Origin of the sequence: Desulfobulbus rhabdoformis (assembly GCF_016919065.1) — a bacterium.
In the GTDB taxonomy this organism is placed as follows: domain Bacteria; phylum Desulfobacterota; class Desulfobulbia; order Desulfobulbales; family Desulfobulbaceae; genus Desulfobulbus; species Desulfobulbus rhabdoformis.
This window is the reverse complement of sequence record NZ_JAFFQA010000042.1, coordinates 1-20,397: the sequence shown is the minus strand read 5'-3', so window position 1 is coordinate 20,397 and position 20,397 is coordinate 1. Positions and strand designations below refer to the sequence as shown.

Sequence of the window (20,397 nt, the reverse complement as noted above, 5' to 3'; positions counted from 1 at the left end):
TCTCACTTTTGGGCCCATCGTTCAAAAGTTTCCCATTGTTTTACTCTCCCTGGAGAATTAGGCAAGAAAGTTGGAGTATCAGACTATCGCCTTTGTTTTCTCTGATTTATTTTTTTAGGCAACAAGCTAAACTGTCGCCTGCGAACGCTTCTTTTTAATTTCTCGATAAAACCCATGGTGGGATGCCGAGTGGTGAAGCGTGAGCAACACAGTTCTACGCAATTTTAGGCAATGGCTGAAAACTGAACCGATATGTCGTATATTATTTACGGGTTGCATTTTGTCCCGTGGGTATCCAAAAACGTATCGTATACATCCGGAGAAACAACATGGCATTCACTCATTTCGTCCCCACAAAAATCCTTTTTGGCCCAGGCCAGATCAAAAAGCTCCATGAGCAGAACCTACCGGGGAAAAAAGCGCTGATCGTCATTTCCTCGGGTACTTCCACCCGGAAATTTGGCTACCTTGATACCGTCATTAACGAGTTGAGTCAGGCTGGCAAAGATCATGTCGTCTTTGATAAGATTCAGGCGAATCCCACCAAAACAAACGTTATGGACGGCGCAGCTCAGGCCAGGGAAAACGGATGTGATTTTGTGATTGGTCTTGGTGGCGGCAGTTGCCTGGATGCATCCAAGGCCATTGCGATCATGGCGGCCAATCCTGGCGACTACTGGGATTATATCCATGGCGGTAGCGGCAAGGGCCAACCGGTGGAAAAGACCCCTTTGCCCATGGTTGCCATTACCACCACCGCAGGCACCGGGACCGAGGCGGACCCATGGGCCGTTGTCACTAATGAGGTGTCCAATGAGAAAATCGGCTTTGGTATGGAGTCCACCTTTCCGGTACTTTCCGTGGTCGATCCGGAGATGATGGTCTCTGTTCCTCCCTCCTTTACCGCCTACCAGGGATTTGATGCCCTCTTTCATAGTGTAGAAGGCTATATTTCTAAAAATGCCAATGCAATGAGCGATATATACGCCCTTGCAGCCATTGAAAATGTGGCCGCCAATCTCGCTCAGGCGGTCAAAGATGGCAGCGACCTCAATGCCCGCGAAAAGGTTGCTCTGGGCAATACCCTCTCCGGTTTTGTTGAGAGTATCTGCGGCGTGACCAGTCAGCATTCTCTGGAGCATGCCCTTTCGGCGGCCCAACCCGCGCTCCCCCATGGGGCTGGATTGATTATGCTCAGCCGTGCTTTTTTTACCCACTTTGCCAAGAGTGGAGCCTGCGACGAACGTATGATCGCCATGGCCAAAGCCATGGGAAAAACAGATGCCGGTTCGGCCATGGATTTTGTCGCTGCACTTGTTGAACTGCAGGAGGCCTGTGGTGTGGCGGAGCTGAAAATGTCTGCATATGGCCTGAAAAAAGAAGATATGGCCAGATACGCTTTGGATGCGCGCGAGACTATGGGGAAACTCTTCTCCTGTGACCCGGTAGCGCTTTCCGATGCAGACAGCACAGCCATTCTCGAGGCTTCGTTTCGTTAATCACCAGAATATGGATGGTGGGGTAACCAACCTTCGTCACGGATTCAGTTTTATTGAGGAGCAAACTTATGGAGAATGCAGCTAATTCTTCACCGCACGATACGCTTGCCACGGCAATGGCAACTTTGAAGCAAAAAATCGACCAGTGGACGCGGCTGCATCCCAACGATCCCGCCACCCCTTATCCGGCCCTGCTCCTCTACCGCCAGGAAGCTCCCATACAGCTCACCAGCTACACGATGGAGCCTTCTCTTTGTCTGATAGCCCAAGGGCAGAAGCGGGTGATGCTCGGAGACGAGGAATACTTCTATGATAAGGATCATTACCTGGTCTCTTCGGTGGATTTACCTCTGGTTGCTCAGATACTTGATGCCAGTCCCAGAGACCCCTACATGGGCTTGACCCTGCGGCTGGAAAAAAAACATATTGCCCAGATGATGATTGACAATCATGTGGTGATTGCCAAAAAACAGGCAGGAGAACGCGGCTTGGCCGTCTCTAAGGTGGAATTGCCCATCGTCCAGGCTTTACTGCGTCTGCTTGATCTGCTGGATACACCGGACGATATTCCGGTGCTGGCCCCCCTAATTCAGCGAGAGATCCTCTACCGATTGCTCACTTGTGAGCAAGGACCTCGGCTCCGCCAGGCGGCCATGATAGACAGCCATTCCAACCAGATTGCCCGTGCCATTGACTGGCTGCGCGCCAACTATGACAAGGCCTTCAAGGTGGATGATCTCGCTGCCTACAGCGGGATGAGTACCTCGAGTCTGCACTACCATTTTCGAGCTCTGACCGCAATGAGCCCGCTGCAGTTTCAAAAACGGCTCCGCCTCAATGAGGCCCGGCAGCGTATGCTCATGGAAAAAAAGGACGCCACCACCGCTGCCTTTGAAGTGGGCTATGAAAGCCCCTCGCAGTTCAGTCGGGAGTACAGCCGTCTGTTCGGTGCCCCGCCTTCACGTGATATCAAACGGTTGCTGGAGGCTTCCTCCTGACCAACGCAACTGACGCACCCCTGAATGCCCACAAATTTTAGGGAATCTTGAATAATTGCTTTTTCTTCCAATCTCCCGGAGTCTGGCGCTTACCTCAGGTAAGCGCCAGAGGAGTTATGCTCGAAAGTGGTGTTTCACCACTTGAACCGCATGATTGTGAAGTGGCTCATGAGGAAATTTAAGAATATGCGAGGGCGGCAACGAAAAGCGACGCACTGGTTAGGTCGTCTAGCGATTTGTCAGCCCCAGTTGTTTGCCCACTGGCAACTTCTGGGGATGCGTCCTCCGGTTGGACAATAGGAGCCGGATGAGCTGAGAGGTTCACGTCCGGATCTGTGAGGGCCTAGGGGTGAGATTCCCCTGGGCTACTCGACTGTTCACCCGATAAGCAACGATAATCAGGTCTAACCTCAATGTTTTTCTGCACAGAGCAGCTTGAGACTGTCAGCATCAATCTTATCTCCCCCCTCCCCGATTCTGTCCTATAAAATAGAGACCACTTCTCGTGGGGATGTTTTGGAATTTTCTGGTTACATTAAATCGTGGTGCATCATGAGAAAATCGGCATCTTCGATTATTTCAAACTCATGTTCTTGTAACGCCTTGAATCGCATCACCATACCTGACCCCATTTCGTAAATTTGTCCGGCGATCTTCACTCTGATTCTCCCAGAGAGAATCAGACATACCTCAGCGGTATTTTCATGAAATTCTGGATTAGCGGTGTAGTGGAGACCGGCGCAACCTCGGATATGAAAAATCTCGAATCCAGGAAAAAAAATATGATCGACATCCATCCCCTTATCCCGGAAGGATGTGATCTCGGCCTGTTCACACTGGTCGACTTCCGCAAGCCGGATCAATTCACTTGCTGAGAGTTGAAAAACATTGCTCAGCGTCCGAATGGTATCCAATGTTGGATTCCCTTCACCACCTTCTATCTTCGCTATCGTAGCCCTCGTTAATCCTGCCTTTTCTGCAAGATGTTCAGCGGTGAACCCACGCTTCAGACGAAGGGTGCGAATGATTGAAAAATCAAAATGCGTGTTGTCTGACATAATGAGATAATTCCAAAATATTACATATTGGTTATTCGTGTGAATTTTGTTGCATTGTCCGAAATTCACACTAAATTATACAAAATGGAAATTAAAGTTAACAAGAAGTGAGAATCCTTCGCTATTTGCTCTTCTCATTACTACCAAAACTATTGAGTGTCGGATGCGAAACCGCTTTGCAACTTACTGTTTATTCATTTTTTTTTGAATTGGCTCCATATTCACTAATCTATACACTCATTAATGACCTGAGATTTTAAGCATTTTACTGCCATGACCGTATATGTCGGTAATTTTGATTCTTACCTTCCAAACCAAGATAGGAGGAGATGTTTATGGGAACAAGAGGAAGAGAAATAGTCGGCGTCAATACCGAGAAGATTGTATCACTACTTAACAAGGCGTTTGCCGACGAATGGCTGGCCTATTATCAGTATTGGCTCGGAGCAAAAATCGCCAAAGGGCCAATGAAAGAGGCTGTCATAGCAGAACTGCTTCAACATGCTACTGACGAGTTACGTCATGCTGATTTGGTTGCTAACCGCATAATTCAGCTGGGTGGCGAGCCGGTTATAAGCCCCAAAGCGTGGTACGAATTTACCAATTGCGGTTACGACGCCCCGGGGGATCCTTTTGTCATGCGTCTGCTCGAACAAAACATCAAGGGGGAGCAATGTGCCATCACAGTTTATAACGACATGATGATGGAATCCCGTGAAAAGGATCCGATCACATACAACATGGCGCTGCTGATCCTTGAGGATGAAGTCGAGCATGAAGAAGATCTCCAGTCCCTTCAGGAAGATATCGAGATGATGTTGCACCACCATTCCTAAAAAAATCAATTCTATTGGGCTGCTGTTTTTTTAGCACGGATAAAATCCGCAGGACCAGATAAGCAGGTAACACACCGGAAAGATGGCTGTGAGATTTCGGATGGCGCACTATTTTATTTCAATTGGGAGTAAAAACCATAGCACAAGAGGACGCAATGATGGACGAGAATAAAAAAAACCTCACCACCAATGCCGGGGCTCCGGTACCTGACAACCAGAACATTATGACCGCCGGCCCCCGTGGCCCACAATTGTTGCAGGATGTCTGGTACCTCGAAAAAATGGCCCATTTCGATAGAGAGGTAATCCCCGAGCGACGGATGCACGCCAAGGGATCCGGAGCCTTCGGCACCTTCACGGTTACCCACGACATTACCCGATACACCCGGGCTAAAATATTTTCTGAGATCGGGAAAAAAACTGAATTGTTCGCGCGCTTTTCCACCGTGGCCGGAGAACGCGGTGCCGCAGACGCCGAGCGTGATATCCGCGGTTTTGCACTTAAATTCTACACTGAGGAAGGTAACTGGGATTTGGTGGGGAATAACACTCCCGTTTTCTTTTTACGCGACCCACTCAAATTTCCAGACCTGAACCATGTCGTCCATCGTGACCCTCGCACCAACCTCCGCAGTGCGAAAAATAACTGGGATTTCTGGACTTCCCTGCCCGAGGCATTGCATCAAGTAACCGTGGTTATGAGTGACCGTGGTATTCCGGCAAGTTTTCGCAATATGCACGGGTTCGGTAGCCATACATTTAGCTTTATCAACGCCAATAATGAACGTTATTGGTGCAAATTTCATTTCCGCACTCAACAGGGCATCAAAAACCTCACCGATGCAGAAGCTGAGGCAGTCATTGGCAAATGCCGTGAAAGCAATCAACGCGACCTCTACTACAGTATCGAGAATGGCGATTTCCCACGCTGGACGATGTTTGTCCAAATCATGACCGAAGAGGAGGCCACGAAGCTTCCCTACAATCCGTTTGATTTAACCAAAGTGTGGTACAAAAAAGATTTTCCGCTTATTGAGGTAGGATATTTTGAACTCAACAAAAACCCGGAGAATTATTTTGCCGAGGTCGAGCAATCAGCCTTTAATCCTGCCAGCGTCGTACCGGGCATCAGCTTCTCCCCCGACAAGATGCTTCAGGGCAGGCTTTTTTCCTACGGCGATACCCAACGGTACCGATTAGGTGTCAACCACCATCTCATCCCGGTAAACAGAGCCCGTTGCCCCTTTCACAGTTATCATCGTGACGGTTTAATGCGGGTGGATGGCAACTATGGTTCAACCCTGAGCTACGAGCCCAATAGCTACGGTGAATGGCAGGAGCAGCCCGATTATTCAGAGCCACCTTTAGAGTTAAGTGGTGCAGCAGCCCATTGGAATGCCCGTGAAGATGACAGTGATTACTATACCCAACCAGGCAAGCTTTTTCGCCTTATGACTAAGGAGCAGCAGGAGGCCCTTTTTGGAAATACAGCCCGGGCCATGGATGATGCACCGGAGATGATCAAAATCCGACACATCGGCAATTGCCTGAAAGCCGACCCTGACTACGGCGCAGGCGTGGCGAAGGCTCTGAATATCCCACTGAGCAAAGTTCCTAAGTAAACAATTTGTTGCTGACAATATGCTGCGTGGCGCGCAAGTTTGCCGCTACGCAGCAATATCCTAATCTTGCCGCACCGAAAGTATCAGTATCAGAGGTGGCGCCCCCCTTTTTGATTTTTTTCCTGATCCGATAGTGATTCTATCTGTACCCCTTGCTCTTTTAATAGCTTCTTCTTGAGCCAGTAAACGTTTACCCCAAGCCTATCCGCAGTGTGGTGCATACTCCAGATAGGGGAAGTAACTCATACAACCCCGACCACAGGAATATCGGATTTGCCGAATTGTGATATCTCCTGAAAAGGTTGATCTCCAAAAATTTCTGATTATTTCGAATTTAGGGGAGGGGATGCTTTGACATAAACAACCATTTGATTATTATGGGAAAATTTGATTTCCACGTCAAAACCACCCTGATAACCTATGGTACGTATAGATGGCCAAAACATCCCCAAGAAACAACCGTACAATATGTACACCCTTTTGCAATAAAACCTATGTCGATACTGTAGAGTGCCCTCAGAAATTTCGTGCTCAATTAGATGATATGATAGCCAGATGTCCGGAAATTTTTCCCCTTGAGATCCAGCATGGCTATCGGATGAAAGACAGTTACGTCTCAATAAGGCTCAACATCCGGATACGACGGATAGAAGTGGAAAATACGAATTTTACCATACGTCCATCGTTTGTGATGCCCTATCAAACAGCATTCACCAAAGATATTGATAACGCCCTGTTTCTACGAAAATTTGATATACCGTTTTGGGCACTTGCACATGTTTTCGGCAGAAATGCATCGTTTTGGTATCGGCTTGAAAGCCACTTGGGGCGATTCAGTATCGTCGGGACTACCATTAAGGAACCGGCCAAGCTGCCAGCGCATCTCGTTGCCGACGAAAAGCACACGAAAATACGGGGCAAAAAGTGCTATATTCCAACAACTGTGGCTGAAGGCTGTATACTCGGTGTCGCCGTTACCGAAAAGGCAGACAATGCCGACCTTGAGCGAGGCTACAGCACCTTCAAGCAAGAGGCTCTGGATCTAAAACCGAAGTACTCCCCAAAGACTGTGAATACAGACGGCTGGGCAGCAACCAAAAATGCATTTGGCAACCTTTTTCCATCGATATGCATTTTGTCCTGTTTTCTGCATATTTACATTAAGATACGCGACAGATCCAAGAAAAAACACAGGGAGCTATTCATCGAGGTGGCAACAGCGCTTTGGGAATGTTTTCAAGCCACCACAAGGCGTTCATTTTCCCAAAAAATCAGAAGACTTGTGGAAACAGCACAATACGAATCATATCCTGATGTGATTCTAGCCCCTTTAAAAAAGCTCAAGAGCAATATCGTTGATTATTCAATGGCATACAAGCACAGGGGAAGTCACAGAACAAGCAACATGCTTGACCGGTTAATGCAGGGAATGGACCGCCACATGTACAATACGAGATATTTCCACGGTTCCCTGGAAGCAGCAGAGCAAAATATTCGGGGCTGGGCTCACATCAAAAATTTTGCTCCGCAAAACCCGAAAACGGTGAAACAACATGCTGGATTGAAAAGTCCATCCGAACAGTTGAATGGGCGTCGATATCACGATTGCTGGCTACAGAACCTTTTGATTTCCTCCTCTCTTGGAGGATTTCGAGGGGCTCCCCTAAATCCGAAATAATCAGAAAAATTTTAAAAAATAGATGGATGGGACAGGTCACGTTTTTAAAGGAGCTCGCTATTAGCGTTTAGGAGCATGCAAGTTTATGCAAGTTATGCTCGAAAGTGGTGTTTGAGGGAGCGCTAAAAGAAAAATGACGTATCCTGTTGGAAACAGTTCGCCAAAACTTAATTCCTACAAAAAAGGATACGTCATGAGTGAACGTAAAATTATTCCCCTTAAAAAGCCAGGGGAGATTTCTGAGGATCCGTTAACTGACTCACTTCGTACCGGTGCTCGCCAATTGATTGCGCAGGCTGTCTAAGCCGAACTGAATGACTTCCTCCAACAGTATGCAGCATGTACCGATACAAATGGCCGTCGCCAGGTAGTTCGCAATGGCTGCTTACCTGAACGTAAAATTCAAACCGGTGTCGGCCCCGTGAGTGTCAGGGGGCCAAAAGTTCGGGATAAACGGGGAAAAGGCGTCAAATTTAATTCCGGACTCTTGCCTCCCTATCTTCGAAAAACCAAGAGCATTGAGGAAATGCTGCCTTGGCTTTACCTCAAAGGGATATCTACCGGTGATTTCCAGGAAGCTCTTCAGGCTCTTCTTGGCAAGGATGCCGCTGGGCTTTCGTCCACTACGATCAGCCGTTGCAAGCGTCTTTGGGAAACAGAGCATGAGCAGTGGAGTCAACGCAGATTTGAACACGTGGTGTTGGTCCCGTCCACAGTCGCGGCTGTATCCTCGCCAGAGCGAAATCCTTTGATATGAGTCCGAAAAAAGAGGATTCCTCCCCCCATCTTTGTCCAGTTTTTTCGGATTGCCCTCTTCGCAGGGAAGATTATACGAGCCGTTTACAAGAGTAACAACTCGACATTTAAAGGTTATTTTGAATTCTTCAGGCTGGAGTAAATTTTGCTTGTGACAGCATATCTCCGCTGAAATTTTTTAAAATTTGCTTTGGGATAGTTGCGGCCAGCAGAAAAACTCTGCTTCAGTTTATCTGGGATGTTTTCAGCCTTTTGAAGGTATATGGAGAAAGTCTGTCCGGAAGCTACACGGGAAAAAGTAGGCAAACATGACTCCCCTAAAAACAAGTTTAGCCCTTCGCAACCGCACGAAATTTTATCGAATATGGCTGTATTGTCTGATGCTCGTGGTCTTGTTCGGCATGCTGGGACCGACATTGTGCAGTGCTGCGCCCAAAAAGAAGGTTCTCTTTGTAGACTCGTATCATGCGGAATATATTTGGAGTAATGATATAACAACCGGCATCCACTCGGTCCTTGACTCCCGGCAGGATATTGAGTTGAAAATTTTCAGGATGGATACCAAGCGCCACATGTCGGAGGAATACAAGCAAAAAGTAGCTCTCCAGGCACGGGAACTGATTGAATCCTGGCAACCGGATGTCCTGATAGCATCCGATGACATCGCCTCGAAATATCTGATCGCCCCCTACTATCTCAACACAACACTCCCGGTTGTTTTCTGTGGTCTGAACTGGGACGGATCCGTTTACGGCTTTCCAGCCGATAACGTGACGGGAATGCTTGAGGTTGCACTCGTTGAGGAAACACTTGGAGCCTTGCAACGGTATGCCAAGGGCAAACGTATCGGTTACCTGGCTTCTGATACGGCTTCGGAACGAAAGGAGTATGAAAATATCGTCAAACGATTCGGCACCGACTTCAAGGTCCGATTTGCCCATACTTTTGACGGACTCAAAGAGGCGTATCTCGACCTGCAGAAGAACACCGACATGGTGCTCATCCAGGAATGTCGCTCAGTGCATGGATTCAAGCACCTTGACATGGTGAAATTTGTCTTGAACAACACCTCGGTGCCCACCGCGGCAATGCAGAAATATCTCATGGACTATGCCTTATTCACCTACGCAAAGGTCGGCGAGGAGCAGGGGCGCTATGCCGCACGAACGGCCCTTGCCATCCTTGAAGGGGCTTCGCCAAAAGCTCTTCCCGTAACGGAGAATAAGCAGGTGGAGCCGTATCTGAATATGAAACTGGCGAAGAGCATGGGCATTAAATTTCCTTTTGAGCTGCTACAATCAAGTCATTTAATCAGTGCCGAACAGAAAAAGTTGCTCTATGTCAACTCCTATCATTCCGGATATGGGTGGAGCGACGAGATTGAAAAGGGGCTTTTGAAAGCCCTCAATATTACAAAAAAGATTGGGGGGACATACGATGATTCAGGCAGTGAGGTGCAACTGCAGGTCTTTCGGATGGACACCAAGCTGCATCATTCTGAGGCCTTCAAAAAACACTCAGCCCTGGCGGCAAAAGCGATCATTGATGAGTGGAAGCCGGATATTATCGTCATCAGTGATGATAATGCAGCAAAATATCTGGTCCTCCCCTATCTGAAAGACTCGACAATCCCGGTCGTTTTTTGCGGTCTGAACTGGAGTGTCGATGTATACGGCTTCCCAACCGACACAATCACCGGCATGGTGGAGGTCTGTCCGATATTGGAGACTATCGAGATGATGCGGCCCTATGCCCGAGGAGGGCGTGTCGGCTACATTGGTGCGCAGACGTATACCGAAAGGAAGGGAATTCAATATATTAAGGAAAAGTTACATCTGAGCTTTGCAGATGGCGAGCTTGTCGCTGATTTCCATCATTGGAAGCAACCCTATCTTCGCCTCCAAAAGACGGTGGATATGCTCATCATGTTTTCCCCCACCATCATACAAGGCTGGAAGGAGGATCTTGGATATTCGTTTATTCAGGAAAATACGGTGATCCCCACGGGGTGCGTTGGCGACATGACTGCGCGCTACACACTTCTTGGCAAGGTGAAAATAGCCGAGGAACAAGGTTGGTGGGCCGGTAATACCGCATTATACATCCTCCACGGCACCCCTGTTAAAAATATCCCGGTTACAACAAACAAAAGCTCTAAGCTTTTTCTGAACATGAATTTGGCAAAAAAGCTGGGCATTAAGTTCCCCATTGATTTGCTTGAAAAAGCAACCTTGCTGAACGATTTGAGGGAGGAGGCGAAAATACCATGAGACTCAGCTCAATCAGGGTAAAGCTCTTTTCTCTCATAGTCGGCGCCTTTTTCTGTTCCACGGTCGCCATACTCCTCATTGCCGACAGCGAACTGACGGAGATTATTGATACCAGCAAAAATGCATTCTACAGAGAAAAGATCGACGCCATATGGAACATTCTTCACCAGCACCATGAACGGCTTAAAAAAACCGGACTTATGGACGCGTATCTTCCAGATTTCAAATCCGACACGATCAAAGAGCTGAAACGGAGCTATTATAGTCAGCAACATCCTGCTATCTATCCATTTATTGTTGACACCGACGGCAATGTCATCCTCCATCCGGTTTTACTGAACAACACTGCTGAAGCTGCAACTCGGGATTTTCTCAAAAGATTCCTGGCAACAGAGCGGGGTGACTTCAACCTTGCGTTCAGAGGGGAGCGCAAACATTATACGTTTCGTCGGTTCCCGCAGTGGCAATGGGTGATAGTCTATGCAGTTCCGCTTGAGATCAAATACGCTGAAGCTCGAAAATTTCACACCCTTCTTCTCCTTATTATGACGGGCGTCACCCTCTGCGTTCTTTTACTTTTCATTCCGGTGATTGCCAGGTTTACCAAACCGATTATCCGCTTAACGATTGCCGCCCGGGCTATGGCCGAAGGCGATCTCGACCAAAAAATCATTATTCAGGGCAATGATGAAATTAGTTCGCTGGCGCAGAGCTTTCAGGATATGCGAGCAGCAATCAGGCAGACGATCTATGAGCTGGAGCTGGAAAACGGAGAAAGAAAAAAGGCAGAAGCAGCGCTGGCTCATGAAAAAGAGCAACTGGCCGTTACCCTGATAAGCATTGGCGATGGAGTCATCACCACCGATATCTCGGGCCGTATTCTCCTGATGAATAAGGTGGCGGAGGAGCTGACAGGCTGGCGCGGCACAGAGGTGATCGACCATGCGCTTGAAGATGTCTTCTGTGTGATTAACCGGCAGACAGGACGCCCCGTCAAAAACATGGTTGATCGGATAGTGACCAGTGGCACTATGACCAGCGAGGAGAGGCAGGAAATATTGGTATCCAAGAGCGGCAAAGAAGTAACCATTGCAGGTAATGGTGCCCCCATCAAAGACGCGGAGCAGAACATCATCGGCGTTATTCTTGTTTTTCGGGATATAAGCAAACAAATTAAAACGGAGCAGGAACTGCTTAAAGTCAGAAAACTTGAGTCCATAGGTGTCTTGGCAGGTGGCATTGCCCACGACTTCAACAACATCCTCGCCATCATCTTAGGTAATATCAATCTGAGCTTAATGGATGCAGGCCTTACAGACGAGAGGATACGAAAACGGTTGACCATTGTTGAGAAAACCACCCTCAGGGCACAGAGACTCACCCAGCAGCTGCTCACCTTTTCCAAAGGAGGTGACCCAATCAAAAAAGTTTCTTCCCTGGAAAACCTTATCAAAGAAGCTGCAGGATTTGTCCTGGATGGTCGCAAGGTGGCATGCCAATTTGATATTCCCCAGGATTTGTGGCCAGCCAAAATCGATAAAGGCCAGATGAGCCAGGTCATCCAGAATATTCTGATGAACGGATGCGAGGCCATGTCCGAGGGCGGGAAGATTGTTCTCTCCTGCCGAAATATTTTTGGAGAGGAGAGTGAGAATCTGCGCCTTGGCAAGGGGCAAAAATATGTTGCCATATCCATTGCCGACAGTGGCAAAGGTATTCCGGCTGCAGATATGGATAAGATCTTTGATCCATATTTTTCAACCAAAGTAGATGGTAACGGGCTTGGACTCGCTATCTGTCATTCGATTGTTGCCAAACACGACGGGTATATCTCCGTACGTTCCGAGAGCGATGGAGGAACAATTTTCACGATATATTTGCCCGCGCATATTCCTCAGGCAGCCCCTGCTTCAACACCCTCACCAATCGTTTCCGATACCGTGCAAGCGAGAGTGATGATCATGGACGATGAGGAACTGGTCCGAGATATGGTTGAAATTATGCTCAAAGAGATGGGACATACACCGTTTGTCGCGGAAAATGGCGGCGAGGCGCTTGAGTTGTATAAAAAGAATTGGGAAGCCGGGACCCCTATAGATATTGTAATAATGGATCTGACCATACCAGGGGCAATGGGGGGGAAAGAGGCGGTGCAGGAACTGTTGGCCTTTAACCGGAATGCAAAAGCTATTGTTTGCAGCGGGTACTCAAACGATCCGGTCATGGCCGATGCCAGGGGGCATGGTTTTCGGGCAGCCATCGTTAAACCCTACACCTATCAAGGACTTGTTGAGATCATAGACAAAACCTTGAAAGAGTCCTGAATACATGAGCAAGATTGTAGGGTGTCCTATAAAAGTAATCCGGTGCAGGGCGCAGACAGCTTGAGAGTATGCGCTCTGTGGGCTTGTGCTCTTTATTCAAAAAGACCTCACACCCGACAAAAGAGAAACCTTGCTATCGTTACCGTCTCCCATACTCCCCCCGAGCAATTCAGATTGTTCACCTGTACGAAAGCCTGAAAGACATCTTGCAGCTCCCTCCAACAGATAATTCCACAGAACTCCAAAGCCCATCACTTACTTTGATATACTCTTCCACCTTGAATTGAAGGAGGGAAATTATCTGCAGGATTGCTGAGGGTGATTATCATTTGATCAATGCTTTTAATTCGTAACAGACTGAATTCCGATCAGGAGATGAACAATGCAACTCGGTATCATTGGTATGGGAAGGATGGGGTTGCCTTTGGCACTTAACGGCCGTGACAAGGGCGTAGATATTGTTGTTTTCACTGAAAAAGAAGAGAAACGTAAACAGCTTGCCCAGGAATCTGTTACCGCTCATGGCGACCTGGAATCCTTTGTTGCTGCTTTGACTCCTCCCCGGGCTGTCTGGTTGATGATTCCAGCGGGTGAGCCGGTGGACAGTATGATTGCCCAGCTTCGTCCCTTGCTGAGCGAGGGCGACATTATCATTGACGGCGGTAATTCCCGTTACCAGGACAGTCAGCGCAGAGGTAAGGCCCTAGGTGAGGACAATATTCATTTTCTGGATGTGGGCACCAGCGGCGGCACTGAAGGGGCTCGAAACGGCGCCTGTCTGATGATCGGTGGGGACAAGCATGTCTATGAGCTATTGCAACCAGTCTTTGAGGCACTCAGTGGTGGCATGGGCTGTGGCTGGATGGGCGAGTCGGGTGCTGGACACTATGTTAAAATGATTCACAACGGCATCGAATACGGCATGATGCAGGCGATTGCCGAAGGGCTGGAGATTTTACGACACGGGCCGATGCACTTTCAACTCGATAAGGTCGCCTCCGTCTGGCAGAGGGGCTCCATAGTCTCGGGTCTGCTCATGGATATGACCGCTCAAGCCCTGGCTAAAGAGCCGGATCTGGATTCCATCGAGGGCATTGTCGCCGCATCAGGAGAAGCCAACTGGACGGTGGAAGAAGCGGTGCGCCAAAAGGTGGCCGCGCCGGTCATAGCCACGGCGCTCTTTAACCGGTTTAAATCCCAGGATACGGAAAAATATGCAGAAAAATCCCTGGCGGCCATGCGCCGAGAGTTTGGCGACCACCCTGTGGTGAAAAAGAACAAGGAGTGAGCCATGGATAAGCAGGAAGGCTTACTGTGTATCTTTGGCGCGACCGGTGATCTGGCCGCCAAAAAAATCTTTCCAGCCCTGCAACAGTGGAGCGATGAGTCGTTGCCCATGGGCCGTATCTGGTGCCTGGGGCGGCGTCCTCTGGATACAGAACAGTTTATTGAATTTATCGAGGCTAAAGGTGATGTTCAGCTGAGCGAGTCGCTTCGTAATCAATTGACCTACCACAAGCTCGAATTCAACGACAGCGATGCCTATCAAGCCCTGGCTGAGCGTATCCATGCAGAGGAAGGTGACCGGGCGGGCAGGCGATTGTTCTTTTTAGCGGTCAAACCCGATGCCTTTGTACCTATTGCAAAGGAGCTGCATCGGGTGGCGTTATTGACCAGAGGGCATGAAGAGCATCGGCTCGTACTGGAAAAACCCTTTGGGAACAGTCTGCACTCCGCTGATGCCATTCAACAGCAGCTGCTCCAGTGGGTGAGTGAAGAACAGCTCTACAGGATCGATCATTATCTGGGCAAGGAGATGATTCGAAATATCCTGACCATCCGCTTTGCCAATCGCATATTCAGCGAGAGCTGGCACGGGGGCGCCATTGAGCGGGTGGAGGTCACCTCGGTAGAGACCGCTGGTGTTGAAGAACGGGTTGATTATTACGATCAGGCCGGGGCTCTTAATGACATGGTTCAGAGCCATCTGCTGCAAATGGTTGCGCTGGTCGCCATGGCAGCTCCCGAGGATCTTGCCCCTGAGTCATTGCGCCGGGCCAAGATTGATATCTTGAACACCCTTCGACCCGATGCTCAGGGGCCGCAGGTGATTGGCCAGTACGCGGGCTACAGTGAACAGGTTCCGGAATCAACCACCGAGACTGCGATCAAGGCCGTGCTCCGCAGTGACAGTCCGCAGTGGGCAGGCACACAGTTCATTATCCGAACCGGGAAAAAACTCTCCGAGAAGCGAACCGAGATTCGTCTGTCGTACCGGGCGATGCCGCTCTGCGTGAGTTGCAACCAACAAATTGCTGCCGAGCCAAATCAGTTGGTTATAGAGGTTTTTCCCCAGGAGGGCATGCATCTGCAGTTCAACTCCAAAATTCCTGGGTATGAGTATGAAATCGAACAGGTGTTGGCCGATTACTGTCACAGCTGCCGAATGATAGGGAATAAACCCGAGGCATATGTCAAGCTGCTCAAAGATGTCTGGAAGGGGGACAAAACCCTGTTTACCAGTTTTGAAGAATTGCAGGTCCAGTGGCGCATTGCCGATTCCATCCGTTTGGACGCCCGTAAAGGAGAGATGGTGGTTTATCCCGCAGGAAGCGCAGATTTTTTAAAATGAAATCCGGAGGTCAGTCGTGCTTAATTGGATGTCACTGTCGCTGCCAATACACGAATCAATGGTGGTGTACAAAAATCTTGAAGATAAAAAGCCACATATCGAAACAACGCGTAACTTTGCCGAACACGGCATGCACGAGAGTACCCTGCATCTACCGCTCCACACCGGCACCCATGTCGACTATCCTCTCCATGCCATAGACGGCGGTAAGTGTTCCAGTGACTATCAGCGTTTTCCTGTTGCATTCACCGCAATAGTCGTGGATCTTTGCCCACAACCTCCCAAAGCCATTGGGCTTGAGCATGTTCAAAACCTGGATTTGAAGACAGTTGATGCCGTCTTTTTTCGAACGCTGGCACACCCCTTAGAGGTCTTTGATCCCAACTTTCCTGGTGTGACTGATGAAGCCGCCTCCTGGCTCTGTCAGCATCCGCTGCTTTTTGTGGGGATTGATCAGCCGGGAGTAGAGCGGGCACAACCAGGCCACCCGACCCATATTCAGCTTTTGCAAAAAGATATTCTCATTATTGAGGGGCTTGACCTATCCCCGTTGGCCGGTGGTGGTCGTTTGCGTTGCTGGGCCTATACTTTGGGGATTCAGGGGGTTGATGCGGAACCGATTTTGGTGTATGCACAGGCGGATGCACCATCCTGACTAAACCCTGAATATTTGAATATTCTTGGCAAGTTGCTGATTATATTTTTTTACGCTATCTACCTCAAAATGATTGAGACTATCTATAATTTTTTGCCCCTTACGCCCTTTCTCTCGACTTCAGGCCAACCAACGGAAAAAGAAATTGCAGCCTTAGCTGAAGAAGGATGTGAGGTCTTCATCAACTTAGCGCTTCACGATGACCCCAGATATTCCCTCAAAGACGAAGCCTCATATGTCAAATCACTGGGGCTGCAGTATGTTCACATCCCTGTGCAATTTGACAGACCTTTAAAAAGCGACCTGGTGGCATTTTTCCATGCTATGGAATCCAATAAAGGAAAAAAAATCCATGTGCACTGCGCTGCGAATAAGCGAGTAACTGTTTTTTTAGGGCTCTATTTCTTCATTCGAGAAGGAAAATCAGAAGAAGAGGCTTTTGACCCAATGTGGGAAATCTGGAAGCCTGATGTTATCTGGTCTTCATTCATGGACGCAATGGTGGTAGAATTTCATCTTTAATTACCATCTCTAAAAATACGGGAGGTTGAGTTGTGTCATATGAACTGAGTTATTTTTCAAAAGGATTTCATCTTTGCTTCCACGGTGATGTCTCTATCGATGAGATTAACTCTGCCAATGGCGCAATTCAGGGACATAACGAATTTGATGATCATAGATACCAACTCGTAGATTTTTTGGATGCAGACTTGTCTTCCGTGATTGAAGAAGATGGCGAATTTCCTGCGGTAACAGACAGTGTGGCCTCCCAGACGACACAGCTGTATGTGAAGGTTGCGTTTGTTGTTCAGGAAAGCTATGCCATCGACATTGTGAAAAGTTACGTGAATTACGCGCGGCAGTTGGTTCCCAAGTGGCATTTCGGTGTGTTTTCGAGCCGTGCCAGTGCCCTCCGGTGGGTGAACAACTCCAGCTTGGCAAGCAAATGAAGCAAAAAGGAGGCATTCACGGGTGGTGCTCTCAACGCAGAGGCTGAAAATCATTTAAAAATTAACTGCGGGAGAGAGTATCCGATGCAGACTGACAGACAAAGTAAATGGCTCTCTGAAGAGTTAGCGAAACTTTTTTCGGATGGCGTCAGGGGGCTCATCCCCACCGCAAGTCTTCAACTTCAAGTCATCAATGAATTATTAAGTGCATGGGATCTGAATCCGCAAAGGGTGCTCGACTTGGGGTGCGGTGATGGAATTTTGGGGCGAATGCTTTTGGACCGCTTTCCGCACGCTCGGGTCACCTTTCTTGATTTTTCAGAACCCATGCTGGCAAAGGTGCTTGAAAAAGCAGGTGAGAACAAAAATATCCAGATCATTCAGGCTGATTTTACTACACCATCCTGGGGGCAGAATCTCGAAAAGAATATATCGTTTGATCTTATTGTTTCCGGTTTCGCTATTCATCATCAGGTGGATGAGAGGAAAAAAGAACTCTACACCGAGATATTCAATCTGCTGGGGACACATGGCGTTTTTCTGAATCTTGACCAGGTGAGGTCCAGGACTGATGCGATAAGTAAGATTTTTGATGGGTATTTCCTGGGCCACCTAAACAAGTCGTTTTCAAAGCCTGAGCAGCAGGATGTTATGAAGCAAATTGAAAAGTCGTATTACGAGGATAAACAAGAAAATAAACCCGCTCTGGTTGAAGATCAGTGCCAATGGCTCCGGGAAACAGGCTTCCAGGAAGTCGACTGCTTTTTCAAAACCTTTGAAATGGCGCTGTTTGGTGGGATTAAACTGTGAGTGAACAATGAAAATTTCAAGAGTTACAATTTTAACGCTTGGCGTTGCCGATTTAGGCAAAGCGACAGATTTCTATCAAGCCGTGCTCGGCACTCCTCCCAAGAGATCAGATGGGATTACTTTCATTGAACTCCCGGGAACCTGGCTTGCGCTCTATCCTTTTGAAAAACTGGCAGAAGATATTTCTCCCGATATTCCTCTCACCCGGAGTGGGTTTAGTGGCGTCACACTCGCTCACAATGCCCGGAGCAAGGATGAGGTGATTGACATTCTACGACGGGCGAAATCGGCAGGAGCCAAAATCGTCAAAGAACCGCAAGATACTTTTTGGGGTGGCTTCAGCGGATACTTCTCGGATCTTGATGGGTATTACTGGGAGGTGGCCTGGGGGCCAATGTTTGAGTTTACAGAGAATGGCGCAATGCAATTAAAAGAGGACGGGTAACGGATTTATAGAAAAAATTCGATTGAGAATAGGACAGAGACAGTGCCGTGAATGATTGGTTTACAGTAGAGCAACTCGACAAGGAAACATACAGTATCAGCGAATACCGCCATTGGGAGGAAACGCATTGTTATCTCCTGAATGGCTCGGAACGCAGCTTGCTCATCGATACAGGATTAGGAATTTGTGATATTCATGAACAAGTCATAAAGCTGACAGATAAACCCATTGTTGCCATAGCTACTCACATTCACTGGGACCATATTGGCGGCCATAAATTTTTTCCCCAGTTTTACGCGCATCAGAATGAGCTGCACTGGCTTCGTGGAGAGTTTCCTCTGACACTGGAACAGATTAAAAGCATGGTCGTTGACCGTTGTGAGTTGCCGGAAGGCTATGATGTAAACAAATATGAATTCTTTCAGGGGACGCCGACCAAGGTACTCAATGATAATGAAATTATTGATCTTGGAGATCGCTTCGTCCAGATAGTACATACGCCTGGCCATTCACCGGGGCATATGTGCTTTTGGGAAAAGGAGCGCGGCTATCTTTTTACCGGCGATTTGGTGTATAAAGACACGCTGTTTGCCTACTTTCCCTCCACTGATCCAGAGGCGTACCTCAACTCGCTTGAACGGGTGGCAGCCCTACCGGTAAAGCGGGTTTTACCGGCGCATCACACCTTGAACATTGCGCCTGAGATTCTGTTTCGCATGCGCGATGCTTTTAGGCAGTTGCAGGACGAGGGGAAATTGCATCATGGCAGCGGTAAATATGATTACGGCGACTGGGCGCTATGGCTTTGAAGGACACCCCGAGAATCAACCATACCCGCCAAAAAGAGGCGGGCATGATGGATTGGTCATGTGCTCAAGAAAAAAATAGTGGGCGCAAGGCCCTAAGCCTTTTTTACGACAGAGCATTTCAAATACATAGAACCATGTCCTGCTACCTTGCAGGAAATGTCATGCCCATTCACAGGCTCATCCAGCAATCTGATATTTTTTACCTTTGTTCCTGATTTTATCGTCTCTTTCCCAACTTTGAGGGCTTTAACAATCGTGACTGTGTCGCCGTCCTGCAGGGGAGTGCCGTTGGCATCGACAAACTGCGGTCCAGCTTCTGCATCGTCATTTGTTTCTGTGGTAGCTGTCCACTCGTGCGAGCATTCAGGACAGTTCCAGAGGGTGCCATCAAAATAGGCGTAGGATGAGTTGCATTTGGGGCATGTATTTTCTTCTGCTGACATGGGAACCTACCAGGCAAGGGGAAACGGAAAAAATGGGAAGGGAATGCGGTATCCTGTACGCGATATGAGCAACACTCCCTGTTCAAACAAAGGTATAGATCAGCACCTGTCGCATGCGCAACAGTTGAGTTGGGCTGATAAAGTCGCTCAAGTTACTCTACTCTGTATCGCAATGCTACGATTACCCTTGAGGAAAGTGAGGAAACAGACTGTTCAGGCTTTTGCTGAGCAGGTTATTCTTGATCACCTGCACACGTAGCTGGCTCAATCACCATACTCGTGCCTGGCGGGCCAGAGGATGGAGAGTGGAATGCGACAGTCGGAGTTGAGGCAGCCGAACTTTTTACGGGAGCATCCGATAGTTATGGAATTGCTCTGCAGATCGAAGTTGGCCTGTTTGGTTAATAATTTTAATACTTTACGTTATTTTTTTGTTTAAATGCTGCTTTTTACATGATATAATATCCCGTTAAATCAGGAGGTTACATCATGGCGGCTGTGCGAAAAATTCGGAATTGGTCTAAATGTTACAAAGACATGTACGATAATATTCTCGATCAAAAAATTGCTCACATTATTCAGTGTGTTGATGCGCCCAACAACACGCTTTTT

17 protein-coding genes and 1 pseudogene are annotated in these 20,397 nt (G+C 48.2%); 16 read left to right on the top strand and 2 right to left on the bottom strand.

The features are described 5' to 3' along the window. Positions 1-329 precede the first annotated feature (329 nt). Both JWJ90_RS18040 and JWJ90_RS18035 read left to right on the top strand, forming a co-directional pair. Positions 330-1,499, top strand: coding sequence for an iron-containing alcohol dehydrogenase (locus tag JWJ90_RS18040; protein WP_205228613.1), 1,170 nt, complete (start codon positions 330-332; stop codon positions 1,497-1,499). 68 nt (positions 1,500-1,567) lie between these two features. Continuing rightward, complete coding sequence (locus JWJ90_RS18035; RefSeq protein WP_205228612.1) at positions 1,568-2,497, top strand: AraC family transcriptional regulator; 930 nt, start codon at positions 1,568-1,570, stop codon at positions 2,495-2,497. 530 nt (positions 2,498-3,027) lie between these two features. Here JWJ90_RS18035 and JWJ90_RS18030 read toward each other — a convergent pair. Next, positions 3,028-3,555, bottom strand: a complete 528-nt coding sequence (locus JWJ90_RS18030; protein ID WP_205228611.1) for a helix-turn-helix transcriptional regulator — start codon at positions 3,553-3,555, stop codon at positions 3,028-3,030. 335 nt (positions 3,556-3,890) lie between these two features. Between JWJ90_RS18030 and JWJ90_RS18025 the strand changes: the two genes are divergently transcribed. The 14 genes and pseudogenes from JWJ90_RS18025 to JWJ90_RS17960 all read left to right on the top strand — a co-directional run bounded on the left by JWJ90_RS18025 (position 3,891) and on the right by JWJ90_RS17960 (position 19,342). After that, positions 3,891-4,391 carry a ferritin-like domain-containing protein gene (locus JWJ90_RS18025; protein WP_205228610.1) on the top strand — a complete coding sequence of 167 codons (501 nt, stop codon included), beginning with the start codon at positions 3,891-3,893 and terminating at the stop codon, positions 4,389-4,391. Between the two features lie 158 nt (positions 4,392-4,549). Then, positions 4,550-6,013 carry a catalase gene (locus JWJ90_RS18020; RefSeq protein WP_205228632.1) on the top strand — a complete coding sequence of 488 codons (1,464 nt, stop codon included), beginning with the start codon at positions 4,550-4,552 and terminating at the stop codon, positions 6,011-6,013. Positions 6,014-6,446: 433 nt separating this feature from the next. Continuing rightward, a complete protein-coding gene (locus JWJ90_RS18015) occupies positions 6,447-7,691 on the top strand; it encodes a transposase (RefSeq protein ID WP_205228609.1) in 1,245 nt (414 codons plus the stop codon). Positions 7,692-7,884: 193 nt separating this feature from the next. Beyond that, positions 7,885-8,382, top strand: a pseudogene (locus JWJ90_RS18010) (transposase); the annotation flags it as partial. A 373-nt stretch (positions 8,383-8,755) separates the two neighbouring features. After that, positions 8,756-10,717 (top strand): ABC transporter substrate-binding protein, encoded by a 1,962-nt coding sequence (locus JWJ90_RS18005; protein WP_205228608.1) that lies wholly within the window; start codon positions 8,756-8,758, stop codon positions 10,715-10,717. Continuing rightward, positions 10,714-13,041, top strand: coding sequence for an ATP-binding protein (locus JWJ90_RS18000; protein ID WP_205228607.1), 2,328 nt, complete (start codon positions 10,714-10,716; stop codon positions 13,039-13,041). Before JWJ90_RS18005 ends, JWJ90_RS18000 begins: the two co-directional genes overlap by 4 nt. Positions 13,042-13,423: 382 nt before the next feature. Next, positions 13,424-14,329 (top strand): phosphogluconate dehydrogenase (NAD(+)-dependent, decarboxylating), encoded by a 906-nt coding sequence (gnd, locus tag JWJ90_RS17995; RefSeq protein WP_205228606.1) that lies wholly within the window; start codon positions 13,424-13,426, stop codon positions 14,327-14,329. A gap of 3 nt (positions 14,330-14,332) precedes the next feature. Continuing rightward, the gene (locus JWJ90_RS17990; protein ID WP_205228605.1) at positions 14,333-15,673 is read left to right on the top strand and encodes a glucose-6-phosphate dehydrogenase (NADP(+)); all 1,341 of its coding nucleotides are present in this window, start codon (positions 14,333-14,335) and stop codon (positions 15,671-15,673) included. Positions 15,674-15,689: 16 nt separating this feature from the next. Then, positions 15,690-16,328, top strand: coding sequence for a cyclase family protein (locus tag JWJ90_RS17985; RefSeq protein ID WP_205228604.1), 639 nt, complete (start codon positions 15,690-15,692; stop codon positions 16,326-16,328). Positions 16,329-16,343: 15 nt separating this feature from the next. Continuing rightward, positions 16,344-16,850, top strand: a complete 507-nt coding sequence (locus JWJ90_RS17980; RefSeq protein ID WP_205228603.1) for a protein tyrosine phosphatase family protein — start codon at positions 16,344-16,346, stop codon at positions 16,848-16,850. A 32-nt stretch (positions 16,851-16,882) separates the two neighbouring features. Beyond that, positions 16,883-17,278 carry a hypothetical protein gene (locus JWJ90_RS17975; RefSeq protein WP_205228602.1) on the top strand — a complete coding sequence of 132 codons (396 nt, stop codon included), beginning with the start codon at positions 16,883-16,885 and terminating at the stop codon, positions 17,276-17,278. An 84-nt stretch (positions 17,279-17,362) separates the two neighbouring features. After that, complete coding sequence (locus tag JWJ90_RS17970; protein ID WP_205228601.1) at positions 17,363-18,088, top strand: class I SAM-dependent methyltransferase; 726 nt, start codon at positions 17,363-17,365, stop codon at positions 18,086-18,088. Positions 18,089-18,095: 7 nt separating this feature from the next. Then, positions 18,096-18,533 carry a VOC family protein gene (locus JWJ90_RS17965; protein ID WP_205228600.1) on the top strand — a complete coding sequence of 146 codons (438 nt, stop codon included), beginning with the start codon at positions 18,096-18,098 and terminating at the stop codon, positions 18,531-18,533. A 47-nt stretch (positions 18,534-18,580) separates the two neighbouring features. Continuing rightward, the gene (locus JWJ90_RS17960) at positions 18,581-19,342 is read left to right on the top strand and encodes an MBL fold metallo-hydrolase (RefSeq protein ID WP_205228599.1); all 762 of its coding nucleotides are present in this window, start codon (positions 18,581-18,583) and stop codon (positions 19,340-19,342) included. A 92-nt stretch (positions 19,343-19,434) separates the two neighbouring features. Here JWJ90_RS17960 and JWJ90_RS17955 read toward each other — a convergent pair whose 3' ends face one another. After that, positions 19,435-19,785: a zinc ribbon domain-containing protein YjdM gene (locus JWJ90_RS17955; protein ID WP_205228598.1), complete on the bottom strand. Its 351-nt coding sequence runs from the start codon at positions 19,783-19,785 to the stop codon at positions 19,435-19,437. Positions 19,786-20,397 lie beyond the last annotated feature (612 nt).